Origin of the sequence: Chitinophaga sp. LS1, assembly GCF_034274695.1 — a bacterium.
Classification (GTDB): domain Bacteria; phylum Bacteroidota; class Bacteroidia; order Chitinophagales; family Chitinophagaceae; genus Chitinophaga.
Genome location: NZ_CP128362.1, coordinates 2,985,459 through 3,005,938 on the forward strand (window position 1 = coordinate 2,985,459; position 20,480 = coordinate 3,005,938).

The 20,480-nt window shown below is 43.8% G+C and carries 23 protein-coding genes and 1 pseudogene; 20 read left to right on the plus strand and 4 right to left on the minus strand.

The window, feature by feature from the left end; all coding sequences use genetic code 11:
- Window positions 1-67: 67 nt before the first annotated feature.
- The 18 genes and pseudogenes from rpsN to carA all read left to right on the plus strand — a co-directional run bounded on the left by rpsN (window position 68) and on the right by carA (window position 11,876).
- Window positions 68-337, plus strand: coding sequence for a 30S ribosomal protein S14 (gene rpsN / locus QQL36_RS12425; protein ID WP_083721018.1), 270 nt, complete (start codon window positions 68-70; stop codon window positions 335-337).
- Between the two features lie 144 nt (window positions 338-481).
- A complete protein-coding gene (rpsH, locus tag QQL36_RS12430) occupies window positions 482-880 on the plus strand; it encodes a 30S ribosomal protein S8 (RefSeq protein ID WP_083721016.1) in 399 nt (132 codons plus the stop codon).
- Window positions 881-1,028: 148 nt separating this feature from the next.
- The gene (rplF, locus tag QQL36_RS12435) at window positions 1,029-1,583 is read left to right on the plus strand and encodes a 50S ribosomal protein L6 (RefSeq protein WP_083721014.1); all 555 of its coding nucleotides are present in this window, start codon (window positions 1,029-1,031) and stop codon (window positions 1,581-1,583) included.
- Window positions 1,584-1,669: 86 nt separating this feature from the next.
- Window positions 1,670-2,026, plus strand: coding sequence for a 50S ribosomal protein L18 (rplR, locus tag QQL36_RS12440; RefSeq protein WP_083721011.1), 357 nt, complete (start codon window positions 1,670-1,672; stop codon window positions 2,024-2,026).
- A 39-nt stretch (window positions 2,027-2,065) separates the two neighbouring features.
- On the plus strand, window positions 2,066-2,584 hold the full coding sequence (gene rpsE / locus QQL36_RS12445) for a 30S ribosomal protein S5 (protein WP_072360615.1): 519 nt from the start codon (window positions 2,066-2,068) through the stop codon (window positions 2,582-2,584).
- Between the two features lie 74 nt (window positions 2,585-2,658).
- Window positions 2,659-2,844, plus strand: coding sequence for a 50S ribosomal protein L30 (gene rpmD, locus QQL36_RS12450; RefSeq protein ID WP_083721009.1), 186 nt, complete (start codon window positions 2,659-2,661; stop codon window positions 2,842-2,844).
- A gap of 114 nt (window positions 2,845-2,958) precedes the next feature.
- Window positions 2,959-3,405 carry a 50S ribosomal protein L15 gene (gene rplO / locus QQL36_RS12455; protein WP_083721007.1) on the plus strand — a complete coding sequence of 149 codons (447 nt, stop codon included), beginning with the start codon at window positions 2,959-2,961 and terminating at the stop codon, window positions 3,403-3,405.
- A 178-nt stretch (window positions 3,406-3,583) separates the two neighbouring features.
- On the plus strand, window positions 3,584-4,924 hold the full coding sequence (gene secY / locus QQL36_RS12460) for a preprotein translocase subunit SecY (protein WP_083721005.1): 1,341 nt from the start codon (window positions 3,584-3,586) through the stop codon (window positions 4,922-4,924).
- Between the two features lie 126 nt (window positions 4,925-5,050).
- Window positions 5,051-5,851, plus strand: coding sequence for a type I methionyl aminopeptidase (gene map, locus QQL36_RS12465; RefSeq protein WP_083721003.1), 801 nt, complete (start codon window positions 5,051-5,053; stop codon window positions 5,849-5,851).
- Between the two features lie 114 nt (window positions 5,852-5,965).
- Window positions 5,966-6,184 (plus strand): translation initiation factor IF-1, encoded by a 219-nt coding sequence (infA, locus tag QQL36_RS12470; protein WP_012789309.1) that lies wholly within the window; start codon window positions 5,966-5,968, stop codon window positions 6,182-6,184.
- A gap of 26 nt (window positions 6,185-6,210) precedes the next feature.
- Window positions 6,211-6,327 carry a 50S ribosomal protein L36 gene (gene rpmJ / locus QQL36_RS12475; protein ID WP_072360626.1) on the plus strand — a complete coding sequence of 39 codons (117 nt, stop codon included), beginning with the start codon at window positions 6,211-6,213 and terminating at the stop codon, window positions 6,325-6,327.
- Window positions 6,328-6,361: 34 nt separating this feature from the next.
- Window positions 6,362-6,742 (plus strand): 30S ribosomal protein S13, encoded by a 381-nt coding sequence (gene rpsM / locus QQL36_RS12480; protein WP_072360628.1) that lies wholly within the window; start codon window positions 6,362-6,364, stop codon window positions 6,740-6,742.
- 92 nt (window positions 6,743-6,834) lie between these two features.
- Window positions 6,835-7,236, plus strand: coding sequence for a 30S ribosomal protein S11 (gene rpsK, locus QQL36_RS12485; RefSeq protein WP_072360630.1), 402 nt, complete (start codon window positions 6,835-6,837; stop codon window positions 7,234-7,236).
- Window positions 7,237-7,403: 167 nt separating this feature from the next.
- Window positions 7,404-8,009 carry a 30S ribosomal protein S4 gene (gene rpsD, locus QQL36_RS12490; RefSeq protein ID WP_083721001.1) on the plus strand — a complete coding sequence of 202 codons (606 nt, stop codon included), beginning with the start codon at window positions 7,404-7,406 and terminating at the stop codon, window positions 8,007-8,009.
- Between the two features lie 126 nt (window positions 8,010-8,135).
- On the plus strand, window positions 8,136-9,131 hold the full coding sequence (locus QQL36_RS12495; RefSeq protein ID WP_083720999.1) for a DNA-directed RNA polymerase subunit alpha: 996 nt from the start codon (window positions 8,136-8,138) through the stop codon (window positions 9,129-9,131).
- Window positions 9,132-9,203: 72 nt separating this feature from the next.
- Window positions 9,204-9,584, plus strand: a pseudogene (gene rplQ / locus QQL36_RS12500) (50S ribosomal protein L17); the annotation flags it as partial.
- 264 nt (window positions 9,585-9,848) lie between these two features.
- Complete coding sequence (locus QQL36_RS12505; protein ID WP_083720994.1) at window positions 9,849-10,670, plus strand: hypothetical protein; 822 nt, start codon at window positions 9,849-9,851, stop codon at window positions 10,668-10,670.
- 96 nt (window positions 10,671-10,766) lie between these two features.
- Window positions 10,767-11,876 carry a glutamine-hydrolyzing carbamoyl-phosphate synthase small subunit gene (carA, locus tag QQL36_RS12510; RefSeq protein WP_083720992.1) on the plus strand — a complete coding sequence of 370 codons (1,110 nt, stop codon included), beginning with the start codon at window positions 10,767-10,769 and terminating at the stop codon, window positions 11,874-11,876.
- Between the two features lie 622 nt (window positions 11,877-12,498).
- Here carA and QQL36_RS12515 read toward each other — a convergent pair.
- Entirely contained in the window at window positions 12,499-13,728 is a 1,230-nt protein-coding gene (locus QQL36_RS12515) for a pyridoxal phosphate-dependent aminotransferase (protein ID WP_321569881.1), read from the minus strand.
- Between the two features lie 171 nt (window positions 13,729-13,899).
- A complete protein-coding gene (locus tag QQL36_RS12520; protein ID WP_083720988.1) occupies window positions 13,900-14,301 on the minus strand; it encodes a DUF1573 domain-containing protein in 402 nt (133 codons plus the stop codon).
- A gap of 200 nt (window positions 14,302-14,501) precedes the next feature.
- Between QQL36_RS12520 and QQL36_RS12525 the strand changes: the two genes are divergently transcribed.
- Window positions 14,502-16,901 (plus strand): thiamine pyrophosphate-dependent enzyme, encoded by a 2,400-nt coding sequence (locus QQL36_RS12525; protein ID WP_083720986.1) that lies wholly within the window; start codon window positions 14,502-14,504, stop codon window positions 16,899-16,901.
- A gap of 421 nt (window positions 16,902-17,322) precedes the next feature.
- A complete protein-coding gene (locus tag QQL36_RS12530; protein WP_083720984.1) occupies window positions 17,323-18,036 on the plus strand; it encodes a response regulator transcription factor in 714 nt (237 codons plus the stop codon).
- Window positions 18,037-18,091: 55 nt separating this feature from the next.
- Here the strand turns inward: QQL36_RS12530 and QQL36_RS12535 are convergent, their stop codons facing one another.
- Both QQL36_RS12535 and QQL36_RS12540 read right to left on the minus strand, forming a co-directional pair.
- Complete coding sequence (locus QQL36_RS12535) at window positions 18,092-18,802, minus strand: YebC/PmpR family DNA-binding transcriptional regulator (RefSeq protein WP_083720982.1); 711 nt, start codon at window positions 18,800-18,802, stop codon at window positions 18,092-18,094.
- Between the two features lie 111 nt (window positions 18,803-18,913).
- Window positions 18,914-20,404, minus strand: coding sequence for an amino acid permease (locus QQL36_RS12540; protein ID WP_083720980.1), 1,491 nt, complete (start codon window positions 20,402-20,404; stop codon window positions 18,914-18,916).
- Between the last annotated feature and the right edge of the window lie 76 nt (window positions 20,405-20,480).

Genomic DNA, 20,480 nt, shown 5'->3' on the forward strand with positions numbered 1-20,480 from the left:
TCAAATTCCAAATCCCTTCCGGGTTTTGGAATTTGACATTTATAAACTGGAATTATAAACTCTAATTATGGCAAAAGAATCCATAAAGGCTAGACAAAGGAAAAGAGAAGCCATGGTTGCTAAGTTCGCTGAAAAACGTGCTGCCCTCAAAGCTGAAGGTAACTACGAAGCACTGGATCAGCTGCCTAGAAACGCTTCTCCTGTTCGCCTGCACAACAGATGTCAGCTTTCCGGTCGTCCAAAAGGTTACATGCGTCATTTCGGTCTTTGCCGTAATATGTTCCGTGACCTGGCGCTCGCTGGTAAGATCCCTGGCGTAAGAAAAGCTAGCTGGTAATCACCACTCATGGGATGGACAATTATCCCCCGACGAATAGTAATTGTCCTTTTTCCCCCTTTTATATTCGTTAAAGATCTTGATTTTCCTATCTACACGATTTGGATATCGCATTGTAAAAAGTTTTTAAAATTATTAGAAACAATGGTTACTGATCCAATAGCAGACTTCCTGACCAGAATCCGGAATGCTCAAATGGCCAACCACAGGATTGTGGAAATTCCTGCCTCCAAACTGAAAAAACGTATCACTGAGATACTGTACGACAAAGGTTATATCCTGAAGTACAAATTTGAAGAAGACAACAAACAGGGTCTGATCAAAATAGCTCTGAAGTATGATCCTCAGACTAAAGTACCTGCTATCACTGATCTGCAGCGTATCAGCCGTCCTGGTCTTCGTCAATACTCCAAACCTGCTGATTTCAAACGTATCAAGAATGGTCTGGGTGTCGCTATCGTGTCTACATCTAAAGGTGTAATGACTGATAAAGAAGCGAAAGTACAGAACGTGGGTGGCGAAGTTGTTTGCTACGTTTATTAATATATTAAGGTCCGCACAGGACCTTCTGGCGTTTGTCAATGGCTTGTGCAGATCTCTCCAATAAATGGTCCGTTTCAGAATTAAGCCTTTCTATACGGTGGCTGAACACTGAGGGATCGAAAACACATAACAGTAAAAAACTGCAATTATGTCTCGTATAGGTAAAGCTCCTATCAAATTAGCAGCCGGTGTTACAGTAACTGTATCCGCTACTAATGAACTGACAGTAAAAGGCCCTAAAGGTGAACTGAAAAAGAACATCGACAGGGATATCAAAATAGAAGTGGCTGATGGTGTACTGACAGTAGTTCGTCCTACTGAACAGATCCGTCACCGTGCACTGCATGGTCTGTACCGCGCACTGATCAACAACATGGTGGTTGGTGTTACAGAAGGCTTCATTAAAAAACTTGAGCTGGTGGGTGTGGGTTACAAGGCTGCCAACGCTGGTCAGCTGCTGGACCTGTCTCTGGGTTACTCTCACAATATCGTGATTGAAATCCCTAAAGAACTGAAAGTAACTACATTGACTGAAAAGGGTGCTAACCCTAAAATCACACTGGAAGGTATTGACAACCAGCTGTTAGGTCAGGTAGCTGCTAAAATCCGTAGCCTGCGTAAACCAGAGCCTTATAAAGGTAAAGGTGTTCGCTACAGCGATGAAGTGGTTCGTAAGAAAGCAGGTAAGTCTGCAGGTAAATAATTTTAATTGGCTAACCGGTATGCTTTACTGGTTAGCTAATTCAACAATATTCCGGCAGCATCGGAATATATAAATTAAACATAGAAATGAGCACAAAAGCAGTTAATAGCAGACAGAAAATCCGTTACCGCATCCGTAAGAAAGTGGTAGGTAGCGCTCAGAGACCAAGATTATCTGTATTCCGCAGCAATAGCGATATTTACGTGCAATTGATCGATGATGCAAACGGTACTACACTGGCTTCTGCATCTTCCCGCGATAAGGATATCGTAGCACAGAAAGGTACCAAGATCGAGAAATCTAAATTGGTAGGTGCAGCTGTGGCTACTAAAGCAACCTCACTGGGTATTACAGCAGTAGTATTCGATCGTGGTGGTTATCTGTACCATGGTCGTGTGAAGAGCGTAGCTGATGGTGCAAGAGAAGCTGGTCTCCAATTCTAAAAATCGAAATTGATTAAATCGTAATTCGCAAATAATAAAATGGCAAAGAATACATTTAATAAAGTTAAGGCGGGTGACCTGGAGCTGAAAGAAAAAGTGGTAGCTATCAACCGTGTTACCAAAACCACCAAAGGCGGTCGTACTTTCAGTTTTTCTGCCCTGGTAGTAGTAGGTAACGAACACGGTGTAGTAGGTCATGGCCTGGGTAAAGCCAAAGAAGTACAGGAAGCAATCACTAAAGGTATCGATGATGCCAAGAAAAACCTGATCAAGGTTCCTGTAATGCATGGTACTATTCCTCACGACCAGCTGGCTAAAGAAGGCGCTGCTAAGGTGCTGATCAAACCAGCCGCTCATGGTACTGGTGTAATCGCCGGAGGTTCTATGCGTGCCGTGCTGGAAAGCGCAGGTATCACTGACGTTCTGGCAAAATCTCTGGGTTCTGCAAACCCTCACAACGTGGTAAAAGCTACATTCAAAGCTTTAGGCCTGCTGCGTGAGCCAATACAGATTGCAAAAACCAGAAGCGTATCTCTGAAGAAAGTATTTAATGGATAATAACACCCTATGGTGAAAGGGACTGCTGCACCGCAGCAGCTCCTGTAATTGTAAGGTGCTAATTCAAAATAACAATGGCAAAGATTAAAGTCACTCAGGTAAAAAGTGGTATAGACCGTCCAGAACGTCAGAAACTGACGCTGAAGGCCCTGGGTCTGAACAAAATGCACAACACCGTTGAGGTGGAAGCCACTCCCCAGATCCTTGGGATGGTGCGTAAAGTAAATCATCTGGTAAAGGTAGAAGAAGTACAGGGTTAAGGCTTTGCCGTTCCTCTGGAAAAAAATGCTACATTTATAGTGGATTATTTGCGAATAACATTATACATTTAATGCGAGCGGTTAATTTCCGCGTAAGTAAAAAAAATTAACTCAATGAATCTGCACACGTTACAACCTGCACAAGGTTCCGTACATAAAGAAAAACGCCTCGGTCGTGGTGAAGCATCCGGTAAAGGTGGAACAGCTACAAAAGGTAATAAAGGTGGTCAGTCCCGTGCTGGTTACTCCAGCAAAAGAGGTCACGAAGGTGGTCAGATGCCAATTCAGCGTCGTATGCCAAAACGTGGTTTCAAGAGCCTGGATCCTACTACCTATGTAGTATTCAACATCGGTCAGCTTGACACCCTGGTAGAAAAATACGGTTTACAGGATTTCTCTCTGGAAAATCTGTACATGAACGGCTTAATCAGCCGCACTGCAAAAGTAAAAATACTGGGTCAGGGCGAACTGAAGGCTAAAGTTACTGTAAGAGTGAACGCTATCAGTGAAAAGGCCAAGCAGCTGATCGAAGCAGCTGGTGGTTCAGTTGAACTGGTGTAAGTTTTCACGACTGGAGAGACGCCTACGGAGTAGTGCGTCTTTTCATCTTTTATTCAGCCAGCGAAATAATACATCACAAATCCCGGCCAGAGTTACTGAAGAGCAGCTAATTGCAGGTTTGGAATTTGGTCCCGCCATAACCGGGATGAAATTTTGAATATTAAACATTCATCTTCCTGTGAAGAAATTTATCGAAACGATTAAGAATATCTGGAGCATCGAGGATCTGCGTAGCAGAATCCTGACAACCCTGCTTCTTGTCCTCATTTATCGTGTAGGATCCTATATCGTGTTACCCGGTATCGATGCCAACCTGTTGCATCAGTTCTCAGAGAAATCCAATCAGGGTATCCTCGGACTGTTTAATATGTTTGCCGGAGGCTCTTTCTCAAGAGCGTCCATCTTTGCGCTGGGGATCATGCCATTTATCTCTGCCTCTATCGCCATACAACTGTTGACCATAGCTGTACCTTATTTCCAGAAACTCCAGAAAGAAGGAGAGAGTGGCAGAAAGAAAATCAATCAGTTCACCCGTATCCTTACGGTAGTGGTGACCGGTTTTCAGGCGAGTGCGTATGTTGCCTTTCTGAGAGGCCAATCCAGCGGAGCTATTATCGCTGAATATGGTACCTTCTTCTTCTGGCTCACTACCACAATCGTACTGACTGCAGGTACCCTCTTTGTAATGTGGCTGGGTGAAAAAATCACTGATAAAGGTATCGGTAACGGTACATCCATCATCATCATGGTGGGTATCCTTGCCCGCCTTCCTCAGGCCCTGATTCAGGAATTTACCTCCAGAACTGCGGAAGCCGGCGGCGGATTGCTGGTTTTCCTGATAGAACTGGCAGTATTCATATTCATTACTATCGGTCTGATCCTGCTGGTACAAGGTACCCGCAAGGTACCGGTGAACTATGCTAAACGTATAGTGGGTAACAAACAATATGGTGGTGTACGCCAGTTCATTCCTCTCAAGGTGAATGCAGCGGGTGTAATGCCAATCATCTTTGCCCAGGCTATCATGTTTATCCCGGCTACCGTTATTGGTTTTGCTACCAGTGACAGTGCTTCCGGATTCATCCGTATCTTCAGCGACCATACCAATGGTTGGTATAATGTGATCTATGCAGTATTGGTAATTGTATTCACTTACTTCTACACTGCATTGATCTTCAACCCAACCCAGATGGCCGAAGAAATGAAACGTAACAATGGTTTCATCCCAGGTGTTAAACCTGGTACTGCAACTGCAGATTATATTGGTGCAGTTATGGACCGCATCACCCTTCCAGGTGCATTCTTCCTGGCAATGGTGGGTATCCTGCCCGGTGTAGCTGCTGCCGTGCATATCAACAGTAATTTCGCAACCTTCTTCGGTGGTACTTCACTGCTGATCATGGTGGGTGTTATTCTGGATACGCTGCAGCAGATCGAAAGCCAGCTTCTGATGCGCCATTACGATGGCCTGATGAGCACTGGCCGTATCAAGGGCAGAACTGCTCCGGCAAATGTTTAATTCTCATTAGACAGCTGGGTCGTAAGTAGCCACAGAAGCATAAAGCAGACAGCAGCTAACCCTGCTGCAGGCTTTATGCTTGGTGGCTTCACTGTTTAAAAGACACAAGTCCAACCCGTTTTTACTATGGTGCATTATAAGACTAAAGACGAAATCGAATTGATGCGCAAAAGCGCATTATTAGTGAGCGCAACATTGGAAGAGGTAGCTAAGAAGCTGAAACCGGGTATGACTACTGATGATATCGACAAGATCGTTGAAGACTTCATCGTAGCCAACGGCGCCGTACCTTCCTTCAAGAACTATAAAGGGTTCCCTAAGGCCTGCTGTATCTCTGTGAATGCAGAGGTGGTACATGGTATTCCTAACAGCTACGTGGTACAGGATGGCGACATCGTGAGCGTAGACGTAGGGGTATTGCTGAACGGCTTCCATGGCGACAGTGCTTACACCTTTGCGGTAGGTAATGTAAAACCGGAAGTTTTACAGTTAATGAAGGCAACCAAGGCCGCTTTGTATAAAGGTATAGAGAAAGCTGTGGCAGGTAACCGTGTTGGTGACATCGCTCATGCTATTCAGGAATATACCGAGAAAGAGAGGGGGTATGGCGTGGTACGTGAGCTGGTAGGTCATGGTCTGGGTCGTCACCTGCACGAAGATCCTCAGGTACCTAATTACGGTAAGAGAGGCAGTGGTCCTATCATGAAAGAAGGACTGGTGATTGCGATCGAACCGATGATCAACCTGGGCACAAAGGACGTGGAGTATATGGAAGATGGGTGGACAGTGATCACCCGCGACGAGAAACCTTCCGTTCACTTTGAGCACAATGTGGCAGTAATGAAAGGGAAAGCAGACCTTTTATCGTCATTTGCCGGTATCGAGAAGGCAGAGGCGGAAAATCCTGCATTAACCGCAACCTATTGATAGTTAATGAGTAAGGACGATTATAATTCGTTTTCTCAGACAATTATTCAGGTTTATTTTTAGAATTTTATTTTTTACGAAGATTTCGCTATCTTTGCAGTCCTAAAAATTTTTATGGCAAAACAGGCACTCATTAAACAGGATGGAATAATACTAGAAGCCTTGTCTAACGCTATGTTCCGGGTGAAATTGGAAAATGGGCATGAGATTTTGGCCACCATTTCTGGCAAAATGAGAATGCACTATATCCGCATCCTTCCTGGCGATAAGGTAGGGGTCGAGATGAGCCCATATGATTTGAGCAGAGGAAGGATCATATTTAGATATAAATAAACACATAGACTTATAACTCATAACTTATGAAGGTAAGAGCTTCCATAAAAAAAAGAAGTGCAGATTGTAAGATCGTGCGCAGGAAGGGTAAATTGTTGGTGATCAACAAGAAGAATCCTCGTTTTAAACAACGTCAGGGTTAATCATATTAAATAAACTAGAAAATTTAATTCAAATATGGCACGTATAGCCGGTATCGATCTACCTAAGAATAAAAGAGGAGAAATTGGTCTGACCTATATCTATGGTATTGGCCGTTCTACCGCTCAGTACATTCTGGAGAAGTCAGGAATTGACTTTAACAAGAAAGTAAAAGACTGGAACGATGATGAGCAGACAACTATCCGTAACATCATCAATGGTGAGTTTAAGGTAGAAGGTCAGCTGCGTTCTGAAGTACAAATGAATATCAAGCGTCTGCTGGATATCGCTTGTTACCGTGGTCTTCGCCACAGAAAGGGCTTACCGCTCAGAGGCCAGCGTACTCGTACTAACAGCCGTACCCGTAAAGGTAAACGTAAGACGGTTGCAGGTAAGAAAAAAGCGCCTAAGAAATAATCTTGATAATACAAATAACAAGTTCCAGTTTCCAATTGTCGTAAAGATGACGTGGTGTATCTGGAACCTGGAACCTGGAATTTTATATAATTATGGCAAAAGCACAAAATACAAAAGCTGCAGCTAGCAAGAAAAGGGTAGTTAAAGTAGATAACTACGGTGATGTTCACATTTCTGCTAGTTTCAACAACATTATCATCAGCATTACCAACAAGCAAGGACAGGTAATCTCCTGGTCTACTGCTGGTAAAATGGGCTTCAAGGGTTCTAAGAAGAACACTCCATATGCTGCCCAGCTGGCTGCTTCCGATGCTGCTAAAGTAGCACTGGATGCTGGTCTGAAAAGAGCAGATGTTTTTGTAAAAGGTCCAGGAGCAGGACGTGAGAGCGCAATCCGTGCGATCGCTAACTCCGGTATCGAAGTGACTATGATCAAGGATGTGACTCCGCTGCCACACAATGGTTGCCGTCCTCCTAAGAAGAGAAGAGTATAGTATCTATATAATATACTGAAGATTTTCGAAAGTGGATAGCTGAGGGAAAACTCTCACTGACTACTTTCGAATTTCTAATTCAGAAATTTTAACAAACAAGTGGGTATATGATCGTGTTTAAGATTTTTTAAAGATCATATATCGTAACTAAAAAATCTAGTAACAAAATGGCAAGGTACACAGGACCAAAGACCAAGATCTCCAGAATTTTCGGAGAGCCGATTTTAGGTAACGGTAAGTATTTAGGAAAGAACAGCAACCCTCCGGGTCAGCATGGTGCAACCCGTAAGCGTAAACAGCTGGGTGAATACGCACTGCAGCTGCGTGAAAAACAGAAAGCTAAGTACACTTATGGTGTATTAGAGCGTCAGTTCGCTAACCTGTTCGTTGAGGCAAACCGTCGTAAAGGCGTTACCGGTGAAGTATTGATCAAATTACTGGAAGCTCGTCTGGATAATGCAGTATTCCGTATGGGTATTGCTCCTTCCCGTCCTGCTGCTCGTCAGCTGGTGTCTCACAAGCACATCACTGTAAACGGTCAGGTAATGAACATCCCTTCTTATCAACTGCAACCAGGTGATATCATCGGACTGAAAGAATCTGCTGCAACTAACACTGCAATCACCAGCAACATTCGTGGTAAAAACCCTAAATTCAGCTGGTTGGATTGGAACGAGAAAGAACTGAAAGGTACTTTCATCGCCTATCCTGAAAGGGAAGCAGTTCCTGAGAATATCAAGGAACAGCTGATCGTAGAATTGTACTCTAAATAATAACAATACTTTAGCCGTTAGCGAAGCATCGTCAGTTATCAATGTAAGTTTCTTATATTGGTATCTAATGATTGCCTGCTGACGGCTATTGGCAGTTTTACATAAACATTTAAACTTAACATATCAATGGCAATTCTGAATTTCCAAAAGCCTGATAAGATCGTTTTGCAAAAGTCAACAGACTTTGAAGCTCAATTCGAATTCCGGCCGTTAGAACCGGGTTATGGGGTGACTGTAGGTAACGCGCTTCGTCGTGTCCTGTTGTCATCACTGGAGGGTTATGCCATTGTGGGAATAAAGATAGAAGGAGCAGACCACGAGTTTGCAACTTTAAAAGGAATTACCGAAGACGTAACTGAGATCATCCTGAACCTGAAACAGGTTCGTTTCAAAAGGATCGTGGAGAATGAAGTGAGCAACGAAAAGATCCAGATCTCTATCAAAGGTAAGACCGAGTTCCGTGCTGATATGATCGAGAAAGCTACCAGTGCTTTCCAGATTATGAATCCTGAGTTACTCATCTGCACACTCGATCCATCTTCAAAGCTGGATATCGAACTGACTATCGGTAAAGGCCGTGGTTATGTGCCTGCTGAGGAAAACAAACCAAAGGATGCAGTATTCGGCTACATCGCCATCGACTCTATCTTTACACCTATTAAGAATGTAAAGTATAGCATTGAAAATACCCGTGTGGAGCAGAAGACTGACTACGAGAAGCTGATCATGGAAGTGATCACTGATGGTACCATCCACCCGGAAGAAGCTGTTAAACAAGCTTCCCGCATCCTGATCCAGCACCTGATGATCATCACTGACGAAAATATCAGCTTTGATACGAAGGATACTGAGAAAGAAGATGTGGTTGATGAACAAACACTGCAGCTGCGTAAGATCCTGAAGACTCCACTGGAAGATCTGGATCTGAGCGTACGTGCTTTCAACTGTCTGAAAGCTGCTAAAATCAACTCCCTGAGCGAACTGGTACAGTACGAACAGGAAGAGCTGATGAAGTTCAGAAACTTTGGTCAGAAATCCCTGAGCGAAATCGAGCAGGTACTGAACGAAAGAGGTCTGCATTTCGGTATGGATCTTTCCAAACTGAAACTAGACGAAGAATAGTCTAAACTACTTTATAACATAAGTACTCTGTAATTCCTGACACGGTACAGGGGAATCTAAAATCACAATGTCATGCGTCACGGTAATAAAGTGAACCACTTAAGCAGAACTGCTTCTCATCGTAAAGCCCTGTTATCTAACCTGGCTATCGAATTGATCAATCACAAACGTATCACCACCACCCTGGCGAAAGCTAAGGCGCTGCGTGTTTATGTTGAGCCTCTGCTGACAAGAGCAAAGGACGATTCTACCCACAACCGTAGAATTGTGTTCAGCTACCTGCAGAACAAAGAAGCGATCAAGGAAATCTTTGGTGCAGTAAGCGAGAAAATCGCAAACCGCCCAGGTGGTTATACCCGTATCATCAAGCTTGGCAAACGTATGGGCGATAATGCTGAAACTGCACTGATCGAACTGGTTGATTTCAACGAAATCTACGGTGGTAAAGTGGAAGAGAAAGCAGCTCCTGCGAAGAAAACCCGTCGTGCCGGCGGTGCTAAGAAGAATGATGCAGCGGCAAATGCAACTGAAGAGAAAACTGCTGAGTAATTAGCAAATAGTATCCGAAGATAATGAAAGAGTCCCGGGAGTAATCCCGGGATTTTTTTATTTGTAGAATAGGAGAGGGCCTCTGGCAGCTGTCGTATTATTCAATTAATTAATTAGATTATTTTGTAATATTGCTAACAGGACAACTAACCATAATCTCTGAAACCTATGATTTATTTAAAGTGCAACGCCTGTGCTCACCACAACCCGTCACGCTCTGAATTCCTCACATTTTGTGAAAAATGTGGCAAAAAGATAGAGAACTGCTTCTCTAACTGGAAACAAAAACGCCCGGAAGGCGATTTTGAAGCATTCCAACAGGAAGTTGGCATCTATGTGAAAGAAGAAGAACCTAAAGAAAGTCTCAAAGAAAGATATATTAAATGGGCCGGCCGGCGGGGTGCGCTTGTATCCCTGATTCTCGTAATAGGTCTTGCTGCAGTAGCCGGGGGGTATTTCGGCAAGAAAATGGTCATAAGCATCATCTATCCTAAAATAGATAAGTCCTGGCTCTATTCGACCTGGGAAACTGTTGTTATTGGCCGCCAGGCGGTCGAAATAAGCACACCAATGCACCTGGGTGTCAACGACCAGCCACTGACCCCTGAACTGGCTCCGCTGGTTGAATATGCCAAAAGCTATCGTAACCGATCAGAGGAAGGTATGCAGGTAATGGTAAACATGTTCAGCTTCCGGACTAACATTTCGAACGATCTGGAACTTGCAGCTACTACTGCTGCGAACGGAATGCAGAAAGAAGATGCCATCTCTGATCTGAAATATACGACCAGCCACATTACTCAAAGTGGTATGGATGCATTGCTGCTGCAGGGTACCTTTAGCTACAAAGGTTCCCTTCGACTCTCATTTTATGACCTGCTGGTGACCCGTGGACAACACCGCTGGGAAATTGGAATAAGGTACCGTGATGATGATAAAGATGCATCTACAGCCGCATTACGTATCATAAAATCGATACATATTAAGTAATTGCTGAGGTGGGCGAAGAATTAATCTGAGTTTTTCTCAATTCTTAAGCTATTATTCAATAACTTTGCACGATTTTTTAAAAAAGAATAATAAGCAATGCCTCAGACAAGATCAATCCAGCCTGCGATATTACTGTTAGAAGATGGAACAGTATTTCAGGGAAAAGCTTTTGGTAAAATAGGCACCGCTTCCGGTGAGCTGTGTTTTAATACTGGTATGACGGGATACCAGGAAGTATTTACCGATCCTTCCTATAAAGGGCAGGTCCTTATTATGAATAATTGCTATATCGGTAATTATGGGGTGAAAAAGGATGATGTAGAGAGTGAAAGTGTGAAAATTAATGGCTTGATCGCTAAGAACATTGCATACAATTACTCCCGTCCATTGGCGGATGGTTCTCTGGAGAATTTCCTGAACGAGAATAACCTGGTTACTATTTACGATGTAGATACCCGTGCGCTGGTATCACACATCCGTAGCCAGGGTGCGATGAACTGTATCATTTCTTCCGAAATACTTGACGTAGATCAGCTGAAAGCTAAGCTGAAGGAAGTACCTTCAATGGAAGGTCAGGCACTCTGCAAGGAAGTGTCTACTAAAGAAGCTTATAATGTAGGCGATCCTAACGCTGAGATTCGTATAGCAGTACTGGACAATGGTGTAAAGCGTAATATGCTGAAATGCCTGTCTGACAAAGGTGCTTACCTGCAGGTATTCCCTACAGATACTCCTTTTGAAGAGTGCGAGAAATTCAAGCCGAATGCTTACTTTGTATCCAATGGTCCTGGTGATCCGGCGCCGCTGAAATATGCAGTGGATACAGTGAAGAAAATTCTGGCGGCAGAAAAGCCAATGTTTGGCATCTGTCTGGGACATCAGTTGCTGGCACTGGCCAACGACATCCCTACTTATAAAATGCACCACGGCCACCGCGGTCTGAACCATCCGGTAAAGAACCTGGCGACTGGTCGTTGCGAAATCACTACCCAGAACCACGGTTTTGCGGTAGATCCGAAGGCAATAGCTGCCAGCGAGCATGTAGAGGTAACACACGTAAACCTGAACGACGAGTCAATCGAAGGTATCAGGATTAAGAACAAACCTGCATTCTCCGTACAGTACCATCCGGAGTCAACTCCTGGTCCGTATGACAGCCGTTACCTGTTCGATGACTTCTTTACCATGATTAAGAAGCACATGTAAGATTAGTTTGTATGTAGAATATGACCAAAAGGCGGTCCGGCTATGTCCGGGCCGTTCCTATTTATGCTAAAATACTGGTTGAAAAGAAAGGGGCTTTTGCACTATGCAAAAGCCCCTTTTTATGGAGTGAGATATAAATAGTATTGATTATCAATAGTTTACTTGGATATTGGGCAAAAAATACGGCTCCGTGAACGGAGCCGTTTGCCTTTATAAATTCCACGTTATGAAAAACTGATACAAAAATACGGTATTTTGCTAAAACGTTTTAGTTTTCTTCAAACTTTTTTACAGAAATCTGAAAATTTCTTTTTTCTGTAGTCGCAACACCTTTGTGTTGACGGAGTAAAGTTCGGTTGATAAAAACGTTCGGAAAAATTTCTAAGGTTAAATTTATGCTAAACCACGAGTTTCACTATTCTTTACTTCTATCTCTATCCCGTCGTTCACAATTCAAATATACGAACTAAAATGAAGAATCCAACATTTTTTATAGAAATATTGCACATTTTGTTTAAAAAAATGTACATATATTTTTTCTTAATGTAAAAAAGAGGCCGTTTTGGCCTCTTTTTCTATTTCTGAAGAGAATATCTATTATATGTAATTTTATATAATATAACTATTGTCTGGCTTCGACCATCGTTTCCTGTGCGACTTCAGTGCGACCTGGATAGATTTCGAGCGCTTTTCTTAAACAGATCATAGCCTGACGGATATCATCGGTATTAATGACATAGGCGAGTCTTACTTCATTACGGCCTAAACCTGGGGTTGCATAAAAACCGGTAGCTGGTGCCAGCATCAGTGTTTTGCCTTCGTAATCGAAGCTTTCCAGCAGCCACTGGCAGAATTTATCGCTGTCATCGATCGGCAGGCGGGCCATTGCGTAAAATGCGCCACCCGGATTAGGGCAGAACACGCCTGGAATTTCGTTGAGCATGCTCACCAGCAGATCTCTGCGACACAGGTATTCAGCCTTAATTTCCCAAAAGTAATTAAGCGGCAGATCCACGGCAGCTTCGCCGGCAATCTGGGCAAACGAAGGAGGGCTCAGTCTTGCCTGAGCGAATTTCATAACAGCGTCTAATACCTGTTGGTTTTTTGTCACCAGGGCGCCAATACGGCCGCCGCAGGCGCTATAACGCTTGGAGATGGTATCCATCAGGATGACATGTTGCTCCAGTCCCTCCAGATTCATGGCGGAGAAATGATCGCCTACATAGCAGAACTCTCTGTATGCCTCGTCAGAGAAGAGGTACAGGTTATACTTCAAACAGAGTTGTTTCAGTACATTCAGTTCTTCATGGCTGTAGAGATAACCGGTGGGGTTGTTGGGATTGCAGATCATCACCGCTTTGGTACGTGCCGTGATGGCTTTTTCGAATTCCTCCATGGCCGGTAGTGCGAAACCGGTTTCAATGGAAGAAGTGATGGTAGTGACCGTTACACCTGCCTCTGTAGCAAACCCATTATAGTTTGCATAGAAAGGCTCAGGTACGAGTACTTCATCGCCCGCATCCAGGCAGGCCATGAATGCGAACATGATGGCTTCAGATCCACCTGTGGTGACAATGATCTGCTGATGGTTCAGCTCAATACCAAATCGTTCATAATAAGTCACGAGTTTGCGGCGGTAGCTTTCGTTTCCCGCGCTGTGACTGTATTCAAGAATTTTGAAGTCTGAATGGCGTACCGCATCCAGAACCTGTTTTGGTGTTTCAATATCGGGTTGGCCGATATTCAGGTGGAATACCTTGGTCCCTTTTTTCTTAGCAGTTTCTGCGTAAGGGACAAGTTTTCGGATGGGAGAAGCAGGCATTTCCTCACCTCTCTTGCTAATGGTAGGCATATATTGTGTTTGATTTGCGTATACAAAGGTAGTGGATTCGCAGATGCTGATGGTTGGGTAAATATATGGTATGCAGGTAGAGTCTGGTAGCAATAAAAAAAGCCTTACAATTTTAAAAACTGTAAGGCTTAATAAGTTATACAACGGGGGCCGTTGCAATGGCAGTACAAATTAGTTTTCAACTTGACCTGTCAGGTGCAGTTCTTTATCCTGATCTACTCCCTTAACTTTTACCCAGATAGTTTTGTTCTGTGTACCTACGCTATTTGCGCTGTAACCTGCAGTAATCTTACCTTTTTTACCAGGCAGGATTGGTTCTTTGGTCCAGGTAGGAGTAGTACAACCACAGCTCGCACGTGCAGTTTCAATGATAACAGGTTCTTTGCTGACGTTGGTGAATTCGAAATCAACGGAAACTGGTTTGTTAAACTTAGTTTTACCGAAGTCAATGGTTTCTTTCGCAAATTTCACTTTACCATCAACAGGATTTGCTGGTGTAGTAGTCTGAGATTGAGCCCAAAGAGCAGTAGTTAACAACATGCTCGCAAATAGGGATAAGATAAACTTTTTCATTTGATATAATGTGGTTTAAGACGATTGGTTAAAAAAATGATCACCGTTTCGTAAGTAACAAATTTACAGCCAAAAATAACGCTTCAATAGAGAATTTATTAAAATCTTATTAAAAAAATTCTAATTATTTTACCTGATACATTTACAATCATTTCTCACTTCTATTTTATACCTTACTTTTGTGACATATACAACGAGGCATGATAGAAAACAATGAACTAACTATGAATACGGAAAGCCGGCTGTCATTCGAGGAATTTCGGAAAGAAGTACTTGAGGATTACCGCCTGGCCTGCGAAAGCAGAGAAGTTAGTCTGCTGGCCCGTAAGGAAGTCCTTACAGGTAAGGCCAAGTTCGGTATATTCGGAGATGGAAAGGAAGTGGCTCAGGTAGCCATGGCCAAGTATTTCCAGCCAGGAGATTTCCGTTCCGGTTACTACCGTGATCAGACGTTTGCTTTCGCCAGTGGTATTGCCACTCCTGAGCAGTTCTTCTCACAGATGTATGCAGATCCTGACCTTGCCAATGAGCCATTTTCGGGAGGCCGACAGATGAACTCGCATTTTACCACTCCTAACCTTGGTCAGGATGGTAATTGGTTGAATCTGACAGAAACAAAGAACACTGCAACAGATATGTCGCCTACTGCAGCCCAAATGCCACGGGCCCTGGGTTTGGCATTTGCCTCCAAATTATTCAGGGATGTAGAAAGCCTGAAGGATCTGGAAGGGTTGTCAAAGAACGGGAACGAGGTCTGTTTTGCTACTATCGGTGATGCATCCACATCAGAAGGCCACTTCTGGGAGACCATGAATGCGGCAGGTGTATTGCAGGTACCGTTAGCGGTATTTGTATGGGACGACGGGTATGGTATTTCCGTACAGCGTAAGTACCAAACGACTAAAGACTCCATCAGCGTTGCGCTGGAAGGCTTCCGTAAAACAGAAGAATCCAACGGTTTTGATATATATAATGTGAAAGGGTGGGATTATGCCGCCATGTGCGAGGTATTTGAAGCGGGCATCCGTAAGATCAGGGAAACCCACATTCCTGCCTTATTCCATGTGGAAGAGCTGACCCAGCCACAGGGCCACTCAACCAGTGGTTCTCACGAGCGTTATAAAAGCAAGGAGCGACTGACCTGGGAAAAGGAATTTGACTGTAATCACCAGATGCGCCAGTGGATATTAGAAAATGCACTTTCTGACGAAGCTACCCTGGCAGAAATAGAGGCGAAAGCCAAATCTTTTGCACAGGAATCACGTAAGAGTGCATGGGAAAAGTACATCGCGCCTATCCGCAAAGAGGTACAGACCATGCTGGGATTTGGTCAGGCAGTAGCTGCATTGCCACAGGTAGATACAGCAATGGTGAATAACCTGCTGCAGGAGTTGCAGAATAACAGGGAGCCCTGGAGAAAGGACATCCTGAAAACAGCTGCTAACATCCTGTTTCGTCATAGGAACATCAAGGCACCGGCTATTGCTGCCCTGAAAACTTACTATGAGGACCTGCTGGACCGCGAAAAAGAAAATTACAACTCCTTCCTGCATGCTACAGGCGTGAATTCGGCACTGAATGTACCAACAGTACCGGCAGTGTATGATGAAGATGCGGTAAGTATAAACGGATACGAGATCCTGAACAAATATTTCGATCAGCTGATCGGTAATAATCCTAAAGTTTTTGCCTTTGGTGAAGACGTAGGTAAAATTGGTGACGTAAATCAGGGTTTTGCTGGTTTACAGGCAAAACACGGCAATAAACGCATATTCGATACCGGTATCCGTGAGTTAACAATTATGGGGCAGGGTATAGGGATGGCATTGCGTGGTTTAAGACCAATTGCTGAAATCCAGTACCTTGATTATCTGCTCTATGGCCTGCAACCACTGAGTGATGATGTAGCCAGTCTGCAATACCGTACAAAAGGTATCCAGGCGTGTCCTATCATCGTTCGTACCCGTGGTCACAGACTGGAAGGCATCTGGCACTCCGGTTCACCAATGAGCATGATCATGGGTGCCCTGAGAGGTATGCATATGTGTGTACCACGTAACATGGTGCAGGCGGCAGGTATGTACAATACCCTGCTGCAGGCCAATGAACCTGCCCTGATGATCGAATCTCTGAATGGCTACCGCCTGAAGGAAAAACTGCCTAATAACCTGGGTGAGTTTACCGTACCATTGGGTGTACCGGAAGTGATTAAAGAAGGTACAGATATCACCATCGTGTCTTACGGCTCTACTTTACGTATTGTAGAAGAAGCGATGCAGACACTGGAAGAGCTGGAGGTATCCGTTGAACTGGTGGATGTACAGACATTGTTACCTTTTGATATCAATCATAAGATCCTGGAATCACTGAAGAAGACGAACAGGATCCTGTTTGTAGACGAAGACGTACCAGGTGGTGGTACCGCTTATATGTTCCAGCAGGTGATTGAAGGTCAGGGTGCTTACCGCTGGCTGGATGTGGCCCCACGTACATTGAGCGCACAGGCACATCGCCCTGCATATGGCTCTGATGGGGATTACTTCTCCAAGCCAAATGTGGAAGATGTAGTGAGAGTAGTGCTGGAAATGGTGGCTGAATAAAAAAAGTAATTGAGCTTAAAATACGAACGCAAGGCTGTAAAAGGCCTTGCGTTTTTGTTTTGTATCGTTGTAGGTTTAAGAAATGACAAGTAGTACAGGTACAAATATGATAAATAGTTTTATAATATTTATTATTCCTGCAAAAGAAATTCCTAATTGAGTGAAACAGGACAATTAAGTTAGGATTACTAATGTTTAAACATTTTTTTCTCTAAGTATGTTATAATTCTGTAGTGAGTGATACTTAACATATTAGACATTGATTTTTTCTTAGTCATCAGGAATGAATAAAATGAATGTTTGAAAATCAGCGCGCAGGATATAAATTGTATTGTATTTTTTAGAGGGCGAATTGAGCAAGCACCACGTTACGATAGGTTAATAGTAATTAAATTATTTAATTATCAACCCAAATCCATTTATGAAAGCAGGAGTACTGTTAGTTGAAGATGATCTGTTTTTTGCCAAAGTGGTAAAAAACCATTTAGAAAAAGCCGGGTATGATGTGACACATTGTGCCAATGGCGAAGAGGGCTGGGCAACTTTTCAGGAAAAGCCCTTCGACATCTGTCTGTTGGATGTGATTATGCCAGGCATGGATGGGTTTACCCTGTGCCGGGAAATCCGCGACAAGGATGAGAACGTACCTATCATTTTTGCTTCCTCCCGATATATGGAGCAGGATAAGCTGAATGGCTTTGAAGCTGGTGGGGACGATTACCTCGTGAAACCTTTCAATATGGAAGAGTTGCTCTGCCGTATGGAAGTGTTTATGAAGCGGAGCCGTCTGTTACAGCATGACAAGCAGGTGGTGTTCACCCTTGGTACGCTCATGTTTAATTACAGCGAATTCAAAATATATCATCAACCAACCAATACCAATATCAATTTACCGCCTAAGGAGGCTGAGTTGCTCAAGTATCTCTGTGAAAATGCGAATAAGAAGCTGAAGAGAGAAGGGATTCTGCTCAGTGTGTGGGGAAATGACGACTTTTTCACCGGCAGAAGCATGGATGTATACCTGACGCGTATCAGGAAGCATTTTAAGCTGGATGGTACCATTAAACTGGAAACCATACACGGGAAAGGGTTAAGGTTATTGACCGAACCGGAAAAGGTTGCTGAAAAGCTTTAAAAAATAAAAAGGGTCTGCCATAGCGGACCCTTTTTATTTTATGCAAAGATTGCAATTATTTCAGTGTGTGAAACACCTGCTGTACATCATCATCCTGCTCTAGTCTGTCAATCAGTTCCAGCACTTCTTTCGCCTGCTCTTCATTCAGCTCGGTAGTAGTGGTAGGGAGTCGTTTTAATTCAGCACTGATAGGAATGATATTTCTATCTTCCAGTGCTTTAGACATGTTCCCAAATTCAGTGAACGGAGTACGCAGAATGATATTACCCTCGCTGTCTTCCCCGATTTCTTCCAGTCCGGCATCAATCAGTTCCAGTTCCAGGTCTTCCAGGTTTTGTCCTTCGTTTTTAATTTTGAATTCACCCACACGGTTGAAGAGGAAACCTACGGAACCACTGTTGCCGAGGGAGCCGCCTAATTTGTTGAAGTGCATACGTACGTTAGCCACGGTACGGGTTGGGTTGTCTGTAGCAGTTTCTATCATTACAGCCACCCCGTGCGGTGCATATCCTTCGTATACAACTTCTTCGTAGTCAGTTTTATCTTTCCCCATCGCGCGCTTTATCGCAGCTTCTACGCGGTCTTTGGGCATGTTTACACCCTTCGCATTCGCGAAGCACCTGCGGAGGGCTGGATTATTATCAGGATCAGGACCTCCCGCTTTTACAGCTATCGCGATTTCCTTGCCTATCCTGGTAAACTGCTTTGCCATCCTGTCCCAGCGGGCAAACATGGTATGTTTTCTTACTTCAAATATCCTTCCCATATTGGGTAATGTAATTAGTTATTAAGAATAGAGACGCAAATTTAATGGAAAAGGCCGGAAAAACTGAATTTCCCGGCCTCTTCCTGCTTATACTTGGAGAATATTTTATTACTACATTTTTCTGATGTTGCTATTCTTGACGCTATATCTGAAATAGATAATGAAGCCTATTAACAGCCATACCAGCAGTCTTAACCAGTTTTCCCAGCCAAGGCTGAAAATCATAGCCAGGCAGAACAACGCACCTACGATAGGCACAACTGGCACCCATGGAGTTTTGAATTCACGGGGCTGATCAGGATCTGTTCTACGCATTACGATCACTCCAAAGCATACGAGTACGAAGGCAAACAGGGTACCGATACTTGTCATATCACCCACTACGCTATCCGGAACGAATGCTGCGAACAGGGATACGAACACAAAGAACATAGCCTGTGACCTGTACGGCGTACGGTATTTAGGATGCAGTTCAGCAAATACTTTTGGTACCAGACCATCGTTGGCCATGGAGTAGAATACACGGGTCTGTCCCAGCAGCATTACGAGGATAACTGAGGAGAAACCAGCCAGGATAGCTACTGTTACGAATGTAGACAGCCAGCCGTACCCAATCATGTATTTGTCAATTACGTAAGCTACAGATGCTTCACCACCTTCTTTCACGAAGTCCTGGTAAGGAGCGATACCTGTCAGCACGTAAGAGAAGAGGATATATAAGGCAGTACATACGAACAGGGAAACCAGGATACCTATTGGCATATTGCGCTTAGGATTGATTGTTTCCTGTGCAGCAGTAGATACCGCATCAAAACCAATGAAAGCAAAGAATACAACACCAGCACCCCGAAGGACCCCTGATATACCATGGAACCCGTAAGCAGAATAATCGATCACTGTACCATTGTGCATGGTAACAGTGCCGGCATCAGCAGGGATCATGAATGGCGTATGGTTGGCAGGGTTGATGAACTGCCAGCCAAGAATGATGATCAGGATTACGATGGCTACTTTGGCGATAACGATAATGTTATTCACCATAGCAGAACCTTCGATACCCCGTATGAGCAATAAGCTCAGCATCAGCAATATGAATATAGCTGGGAGGTTCATGATACCATGTGCTCCCGCATCAGAAACTTCGAATGGACTGTGACACCATTCGTAAGGAATGGTCCATCCCACTGTTTTTTCCAATAGCTTATTCAGGTATTGCGCCCATCCTATGGCTACGGTAGCGGCTCCAAGTGCATATTCCAGCACGAGATCCCATCCGATGATCCAGGCGACAAATTCACCCATGGTAGCATAAGAATAGGTGTAAGCACTTCCGGCGATAGGGATCATAGATGCAAATTCTGCATAGCATAAACCTGCTAATGCACAACCTGCAGCTGCAATAATAAAAGAGAAGATTACTGCAGGTCCGGCGTGTTGTCCGGCAGCAGCAGCAGTTCTTACAAAAAGGCCTGCTCCAATGATGGCGCCAATGCCCAATGCAATCAGGGAACCTGCGCCCAGCGTGCGTTTAAGTCCTTTGTCCGATTCAGATGCTTCTGATAATAAGATGGAGAGAGGCTTTTTTACAAAAAGTTTGCCCATACTGTATGTCTATTGTGGTTGACGTTTGAATGGTTTAGTAATTTGTTGTTTCAAATCATTACAGATCGCCAAATAT